The sequence below is a fragment of the Lamprobacter sp. genome (genome assembly GCF_034860625.1).
Taxonomy (GTDB): Bacteria; Pseudomonadota; Gammaproteobacteria; order Chromatiales; family Chromatiaceae; genus Lamprobacter.
On record NZ_JAYESN010000161.1, the window covers coordinates 1 to 7,426 of the forward strand.

Sequence of the window (7,426 nt, forward strand, 5' to 3'; positions counted from 1 at the left end):
CGCGATCGGCTGCACTATCTGTTCTCCGACCAAGACCGCTTCTGGCTCGACACCAAGCCCAACCTGCGCCGCGAGATGGAAAGCCGGATGCAGCAGATCAGCAACAAGGATCAGCTCTATCCGCTGCTGCGCGACAGGGTGCGCGCGGTGTTCGGCACGAAGCACAGCTTCGCCGGCATCCATGTCTTCACCCCCTCGGTCGACATCCCCGACGACTTCGGCCAGGGTCCGCGCCTGGTGGTGCTCTTGCCAGAGGCTGGGCACAGCCGCGCCGATGGCACGCTGGCCCAGCGCGCCGCGACCGAGATCCTCACCCAACGCGGCGACCAACCCCGACAAAAGCGCAACCGGCTGCTGTTCGTCGCCCCGGACTATGACAGCGTCCATCGGCTCAAGGAGGCCGGGCGCGCCTTCATCGCCTGGGAGGGCATCCTCGCCGACATCGACGAGGGCAAGCTCAACCTGGATCTGTTCCAAGCCAAGCTGGCCAAGCAGCACCGCGACGAGGCCGAGAAGACCCTCAAGCGCCTGGTGCGCGAGACCTATCGCTGGCTGCTCTGCCCAGTGGAGCAGTTCATCAAGGGCCGACCGACACTGAGCTGGGATGCGGTGCCGCTCTCGACCAATGCGCCCAACCTGATCGTCGAGATCGAATACAAGCTCAAGGACGAAGACTGGCTGGTCACCGAATGGAGCCCGATCCATCTCAAGCGGCTGTTGGAGACCTGGTACTTCAAGGACGGCGTCACCGAGGTGAGCGCGCTCAAGGTCTACCAGGACTGCTGTCACTACCTGTACCTGCCGCGGCTGATCAACGACAGCGTGTTCAAGGACGCCATCGCCAAGGGCGTGGCCAGCGAAGACTTCTTCGGCTTCGCGGCCGGCAAGGATGGCGAGCGCCTACTGGGCTTCATGTTTGGCACCAAGGGGGTGGTGGAACTGGGCGAGGAGGCGCTGCTGATTCAGCAGGAGGCCGCGCGGGCCTATCGCGAGGCCCTCAAGCCAGCGCATGGGCAGGGTGCCGGCGGCAACGGTGACGGTGCCATGGGCGGCGATGCGGGAGGTCAAGGTGGGAGCGGAGCAGGCGGAAGCAGAGGAAGCAGCGGATCAGGCACCGGTGGAGCGGGTGCTGTTGGAGCGGGCACCGGTGGGACAGGCACCGGTGGAACGGGTGCTGGTGGAACGGGTGCGGCGGGTGGCTCTGCTGGATCAGGCGGAACCGGTCCAGGCGGCAGTGGAAGTAGCAACGGTGGCATCCACACAGGGACCGGTGGCATTGGCCAAGGCGCTACCGGCAGCGGCACCCCGGCTAAGACCCAGTTCTACGGCAGTATCGAACTCGATCCGGTCAAGGCGAAGCTCGACTTTGCGCAGATCGTCGATGAGATCATCGAGCCGTTCACCGCGCGGGTCGGCGTGGAGGTCACCATCTCGATCGACATCCAGGCCAAGACCAAGACCGGTTTCGATGAAAGCCTACAGCGCACCATCAAGGAGAACTGCAGCGTGCTGAAGTTTGGCTCGGCGGAGTTTGAGGAGGAGTAGCAGGATGACCGGCCCTACCAGCACGTCGATTCTTTAGCTCATCAGAAAAGCACTGGAAATCATAGCTGTGTCAAGAATATCAGGCATTGGATGGTTGGCTTGAATGCAAAAGCCCTTTATCCCCTCGTTCGAGGCAGTCGCAGCGCGAGGCTAGATTCGAGGCACAACGCTTGGCCGATGGCCTACCCGAGTGGCGATCCGTTCAGTCATGGGTTAGCCGACGATGCTTCGAACCTCGGCAGACCAGTCCGCGCTGCAGCAAGATCAGCGAGACTTCCCGCCTCTAGGCAGCGCGCAAACGCATCGCAGATCAGCTGATGCCCACGCGGGGTGAAGTGTACGCTATCGCGCTGCAGAAACAGCGCATCCAGATCTGGTTGGCGTGCGAAGTCATCGTAAGGGTCGCAGTAGTTCAGCCCTCGCTCATCGAGCATCGCCCTAACCTGTTGGCGAGGACCATCGAAGGTCTCGGGATCGCGTAGCGCGTTGAGCTCTGGGAAGAGCAAGATGCCGAGTGGCAAGCTGCGTTGATCGAGCGCGGCGGTGAATTGATCCAGTCGGCGAGCAAAACGCTCGCGATTGTCGTCTTGCTGCCAGGCATCAACCACAGAGCGCATCCAGAGGCTGTGATAGGCCTGGCGATCGTTAGCACTCATCAGCGCGTAACGGACGCGGGTATCGAGCTCATCCAGAAAACGTCCTGCATAGGTGCGCCCGAGCCGAGACTGGATGCGGGCAACCCAGTCTGGCTTATGCCAACCTTCGGCCTGGCGGCGTGCGCGACGGGCCGGGCCAACGCTCTCCATCGGCGCAAAGTCATTGAGGGTGATGCCCAGCAGCACGGCATCCGGCTCAGCCCCAAGGAACTCCAGCTCGGCGAGCTTGACGTAGTGGCCGAAGCTATAGGCATGCACACCGAGATTGAGGATGCGCCAAGCCTCAGCGCCAGGGCGCGCGACGTCATCCAGGCAGTTGGTCAAGCGCTCTCCGGCCTCAACACCGGGGCCGAGCACCACTGAATCACCAAGCACGGCGACCCGCAGCCCCTCGCCCGACTGCGGCGCGAAATCGGCGTCGCGAAAGCCCTGGGCATTGGTCTCGATCAAGATATGCTGGTAGGCGGTGCCCTTGAAGTGACCAGAGAAGTTGGGCTGATAGTGATAGCCAAGCTCAGCGTGCGGCCGCTCGAGCCCGGTCGGGTAGCCGTAGCCGCTGATCGGCTGGCTAACCACGAACTGGTAAAACAGGAAACCCGCCAACTGCAGCAGCAAGAAGACGAACAACAGCCAGATGATCGTCAATAACAGAGGTCGTAGAGGTCGCTTCATGCCCATTTCTCAAAACGAATCACCCGCGCTGCATTCCGCCTGTCGCGCTGCGGTGGTCGGCTCAAACGACAACCAGCCCGAGGCACTCGCGGACCAGCGCTTAGTCACCGCAGTCTATCCGATGCCTCAGCCTATCAGAACTTCGTTATACTGTTGCGCGTTGCGCGGCACCCGCGGTACAGCGTCTTCCTGCACAGGTTTCTAGGACCCCATGGCGGTCAATATCCTTGGAATTTCAGCATTTTATCATGACAGCGCAGCCGCCTTGGTGCGCGACGGCGAGGTGCTGGCGGCTGCCCAGCAGGAACGCTTCTCGCGCAAGAAACAGGATGCCGCCTTCCCAGCCGAGGCCATCCGCTACTGTTTGGACGATGCCAGCATCAGGCTCGCCGAGCTGGATCAGATCGTCTTCTACGATAAGCCGCTGATCAAATTCGAGCGGTTGCTCGAGACCTACCTGGCCTATGCGCCGCGCGGCCTGCGCTCGTTCATCACCGCGATGCCGATCTGGCTGAAAGAGAAGCTGTTTCTGAAGGACTTGCTGAAAAAAGAACTGGCCAAGCTCGGTGCGGTGCCGGTCGCGCAACTGCCGCCGCTGCTGTTCACCCAGCACCACCAATCGCACGCTGCCTCGGCCTTCTTCCCGAGCCCATTCGAGCGTGCGGCGGTACTCTGCCTGGATGGCGTCGGCGAGTGGGCGACGACCAGTGCCTGGCTCGGCGAGGGCAACCGGCTCAGTCCGCAGTGGGAAGTCCAGTTTCCGCATTCACTCGGCCTGCTCTATTCGGCCTTCACCTATTTTGCCGGCTTCAAGGTCAACTCCGGCGAGTACAAGCTGATGGGGCTCGCGCCCTACGGCGAGCCACGTTATGTCGATCTGATCCTTGAGCATCTGATCGCGCTCAAGGACGACGGCAGCTTCCGCATGGATATGCGCTACTTCAACTACGCCAATGGGCTGACCATGACCAGCCGCGCCTTCGAGCGGCTGTTCGGCGGCCCGCCGCGCAAGCCCGAGTCGCCGGTGACGCAGCGCGAGATGGACCTAGCGCGGTCGATTCAGGTGGTGACCGAAGAGGTCGTACTGCGACTTGCGCGCACATTGCATCGCGAGCTGGGCGTCGATCGGCTCTGCCTCGCTGGCGGCGTGGCGCTGAACTGCGTCGCCAATGGCCGGCTGCAGCGCGAAGGCCCGTTCGAGCAGATCTGGATTCAGCCCGCCGCGGGCGATGCTGGTGGGGCGCTCGGCGCCGCGCTCTCGGTCTGGCATGAGTATCTGGATCAACCGCGAACCGCTTGCACGGGTTCGACGACGGATCGGATGCAGGGCGCCTATCTCGGCCCGCGCTTCACCAATACTGAGATTCAGACCTTTCTGGATCACGCTGAGATCCCCTATCAGCGCCTCGACGACGAAGCGCTGATGTCGCGGCTAGCGGAGCTGCTCAACGCCGGTCAGATCATCGGCTGGTTCCAGGGGCGGATGGAGTTCGGCCCGCGCGCGCTTGGGGGGCGCTCGATCCTTGGCGACCCGCGCAATCCGCACATGCAGTCGGTGATGAACCTGAAGATCAAGTACCGCGAGTCGTTTCGGCCGTTCGCGCCGGCGGTGCTCGCCGAGCAGGTCAGTGACTGGTTCGAGCAGACCCAGCCCAGCCCCTATATGCTGATCGTTGCGCCGGTGGCGGAGTCCAAGCGCATCGCGATGTCCGAAGCCGAGCAGACATTGTTTGGGATCGACAAGCTGCACATCGCCCGTTCCGAGGTCCCGGCCATCACCCATGTCGACTACTCGGCACGGTTACAGACCGTGCACCGCGAGACCAACCCGCGCTTCCACCGGCTGATCTCAGCCTTTGCCGAGCGCACCGGCTGCCCGCTGCTGGTCAACACCTCATTCAATGTCCGTGGCGAGCCCATCGTCGGTTCGCCCGAGGATGCCTATCGCTGCTTCATGCGCACCGAGATGGACGCTCTGGTGCTCGAGAACTGCCTGCTGACCAAGTCCGAGCAACCCGCGCAGGAGCAAGACCTGAGTTGGCAGCAGACCTTCGAGCTGGACTAAAGCACCGAGCCTATCGCCACCCCATGCACCCGATCCCCGAACTCGACCGCGCCGGTCTGCGCCGCTTCGCGCTGACCACGGCAATGATCATCGCCCTGCTGTTTGGGCTGTTGCTGCCCTGGCTGCTCGGCCTTGGCTGGCCGATCTGGCCATGGCCGCTGGCTGCGGTGCTAGCGCTCTGGGGCTTAGTGGCACCAGGCAGTCTGCGCCCGGTCTACCGCGGCTGGATGCGCTTCGGCCTGATGATGAGCCGGATCACGACACCGCTGATCTTGGGTCTGGTGTTCTTTGTGCTGTTCGTGCCGGTCGGCGCGGTGATGCGCCTGTTCCGTCATGACCCCATGCGCCGCCGGCTGCAGCCCGAGGCCGAGAGCTACCGCGAACCGAGTCGGCCGATTGAGCCCGCTTCATTCGAAAGACCCTACTAACTCTCATGGCGCGGCGCCACGCCGAACAATGAATCGCCTGAGATTCAGGTTAACGCATCACCTGCGCACGACCTGCTTACAACCTGCACACAACCTGACCGCCGAGAGACTGCTACCGATGCTCGACCTGCTCAAAGACCTTTGGGGCTTCATGCGTGAGCGCAAGAAATTCTGGCTTGCGCCCATCATCGTCGTCATGCTGCTGCTCGGGGCACTGATCGTGCTCGCCCAAGGCTCGGCAGTCGCGCCGTTCATCTACACCCTGTTCTGAGCGCTCAAGCCATCACATGAGCGCTTCGCCGCTACTTGCCATCTCGATCCTGTTCTTTGCGCTGGCCGATCTTTGGCTCGCATTTCCGCAGATCGATCTCGCCGTCGCGGGCCTGTTCTGGACGCCGGAGGGCGGCTTCGCCGCGCGTGGTGCCTTCTGGGAGCAGTTCATGTATGGCTCGATCGATGAGGTCTTGGTGATCATCGGCCTAGGCCTGATCGGTGCTTGGGCGATTGGGCGCCGGCATGCAGCGGTGACAAAAAACACCCATCAAGACGATCAAGACGCGGCGCAACAGACGCAGAGCGGCCCGCGTCCAGCGACCTCGAACAGCCACAACCAGGGCAGCGCCCTGAGCGGCATTGACGCGCCCGAGGCCAAGGCCATGCGCGTTGTCCTCACACGCCGCGGTGATCTGCGCCTCGCCAAGCGCAGCACAGGCACTGCCGCAGGGCGCGTCAGCGGACGCCAACTGAGCTTCCTGCTGCTGTTACTCGTGCTCGTGCCAGGGCTGGTCGTCAATCAACTCTTCAAGGAGCATTGGGGCCGAGCACGCCCGATCCAGCTCGAGCAGTTCGGCGGCTATCGCACCTTCACACCGGCCTTCGTCGTCTCCGACCAGAACGGCAATAGCTTTTCCTCTGGCCATGTCGCGGCCGCCGCTTGGCTGGTCGCAGTGCCGGTAGTGCTGTTCGGGGTCAGTTCCATTTGGACCGGCGCGGCCCTGCTCTATCTGTTCGCCATGGTGCTCGCACGGATCGCCGCGGGCGCCCATTTCCTCAGCGATACACTAACCTCGATCTTGCTGGTCTGGTTGGGCTTTTTCATTCTGCAACGCCTGTTTCCGCCCGAGCCTCCAGGCAAGTCAGTCCTCGGCTCAGGCTCAGGCTCAGGCTCAGGCTTAGACTTAGGCTCGGGCTCGGGCTCGGGCTTAGGCTCAAGCCGCAACGCCCGAGCAGAGACCCTGCTTCAGAGTCAGGCCAAGGCTACCGAGAAGCAGGCACAACCATGAGCCAATGCGCGGATTGCCAAGATCACCGTCAGCAGAGACCCCTGGCAGGTCGAAGCCTTGCGGCGCTACTCATGATTGGCCTGATTGGGCTGTCCAGCCTGCTGGTTGGCTGCCAGACTCAGCCGATCGCCGAGTCTGGACCCGGCCTTAATCCGAGCCAGCTGCAAGCACTGGTTGCCGCGAGCAACTGGGAAGGCATCGCCGCCGCCACCAGCATCCAATGCAGCGAGGCCAGCGACCTCTGCGCTGAAGCGCACGCCATCCATGCCGATGCCTGCTTGCGCCTCGCGATCCAACTCCCGGCCGGGGCATCCGCGACCGGAGGGCAGACCCGCAAGCTCCTCGACAAGGCCGAGTCCGGCTATCGCCGGGCCCTCGCCCTGCAACCTTCAAGCGATTCGCCGAGAATCGCTTCCTATCATGGCGGGCTCTTACTCACACTCAGCGAGCGGCGCAATCGGCTCGACGCATCGGTGCGCGAGAAGCAGCTCGACCGTGAGAATCAAAAGCTGCTCACGGCCGCCGAAGAGGCGCGCGCGCGGGTACCAGACAGCGCTCTGGGTTTTATTTACGGCGCCTCAGCATTGCTCTACCACGCGCTGTTGAAAGAATCCGGCAGCGACCGTTGCCAAGGGCTCGCGCAGGCCGCGACGATGCTCAAGCGCTCACCCAAGCCACCGGACGAACTGGTCGACGAGCAACAGCGGCTGCAGACGCTGATCCAACGCAGCCAGCGCGAGAGCGATTGCGCGTCGTCCAGGTAGCGCTCATGAGTCG

At 63.1% G+C, this 7,426-nt stretch carries 6 protein-coding genes and 1 pseudogene; 6 read left to right on the plus strand and 1 reads right to left on the minus strand.

All coding sequences use genetic code 11. The annotated features are described in order from the left end of the window. Positions 1-1,545, plus strand: a pseudogene (locus VBE63_RS22515) (hypothetical protein); the annotation flags it as partial. Between the two features lie 206 nt (positions 1,546-1,751). Here the strand turns inward: VBE63_RS22515 and VBE63_RS22520 are convergent. Beyond that, the gene (locus VBE63_RS22520) at positions 1,752-2,873 is read right to left on the minus strand and encodes an SGNH/GDSL hydrolase family protein (protein ID WP_323685259.1); all 1,122 of its coding nucleotides are present in this window, start codon (positions 2,871-2,873) and stop codon (positions 1,752-1,754) included. 211 nt (positions 2,874-3,084) lie between these two features. Here VBE63_RS22520 and VBE63_RS22525 point away from each other — a divergent pair, with 211 nt between their 5' ends. The 5 genes from VBE63_RS22525 (at position 3,085) to VBE63_RS22545 (ending at position 7,413) form a co-directional block, all read left to right on the plus strand. After that, entirely contained in the window at positions 3,085-4,938 is a 1,854-nt protein-coding gene (locus VBE63_RS22525) for a carbamoyltransferase (protein WP_323685260.1), read from the plus strand. A 23-nt stretch (positions 4,939-4,961) separates the two neighbouring features. Next, positions 4,962-5,366, plus strand: coding sequence for an SxtJ family membrane protein (locus VBE63_RS22530; protein ID WP_323685261.1), 405 nt, complete (start codon positions 4,962-4,964; stop codon positions 5,364-5,366). Between the two features lie 118 nt (positions 5,367-5,484). Further along, positions 5,485-5,637, plus strand: a complete 153-nt coding sequence (locus VBE63_RS22535; RefSeq protein WP_200240908.1) for a DUF5989 family protein — start codon at positions 5,485-5,487, stop codon at positions 5,635-5,637. A gap of 16 nt (positions 5,638-5,653) precedes the next feature. Beyond that, positions 5,654-6,649, plus strand: a complete 996-nt coding sequence (locus VBE63_RS22540) for a phosphatase PAP2 family protein (protein ID WP_323685262.1) — start codon at positions 5,654-5,656, stop codon at positions 6,647-6,649. A gap of 71 nt (positions 6,650-6,720) precedes the next feature. Further along, positions 6,721-7,413: a hypothetical protein gene (locus tag VBE63_RS22545; protein WP_323685263.1), complete on the plus strand. Its 693-nt coding sequence runs from the start codon at positions 6,721-6,723 to the stop codon at positions 7,411-7,413. Positions 7,414-7,426: the final 13 nt, after the last annotated feature.

Coding starts and splice junctions, on each gene's coding strand:
- VBE63_RS22535 (WP_200240908.1), top strand. CDS start 5,485: ATGCTCGACCTGCTCAAAGACCTTTGGGGCTTCATGCGTGAGCGCAAG.
- VBE63_RS22530 (WP_323685261.1), top strand. CDS start 4,962: ATGCACCCGATCCCCGAACTCGACCGCGCCGGTCTGCGCCGCTTCGCG.
- VBE63_RS22540 (WP_323685262.1), top strand. CDS start 5,654: ATGAGCGCTTCGCCGCTACTTGCCATCTCGATCCTGTTCTTTGCGCTG.
- VBE63_RS22520 (WP_323685259.1), bottom strand. CDS start 2,873: ATGAAGCGACCTCTACGACCTCTGTTATTGACGATCATCTGGCTGTTG.
- VBE63_RS22545 (WP_323685263.1), top strand. CDS start 6,721: ATGATTGGCCTGATTGGGCTGTCCAGCCTGCTGGTTGGCTGCCAGACT.
- VBE63_RS22525 (WP_323685260.1), top strand. CDS start 3,085: ATGGCGGTCAATATCCTTGGAATTTCAGCATTTTATCATGACAGCGCA.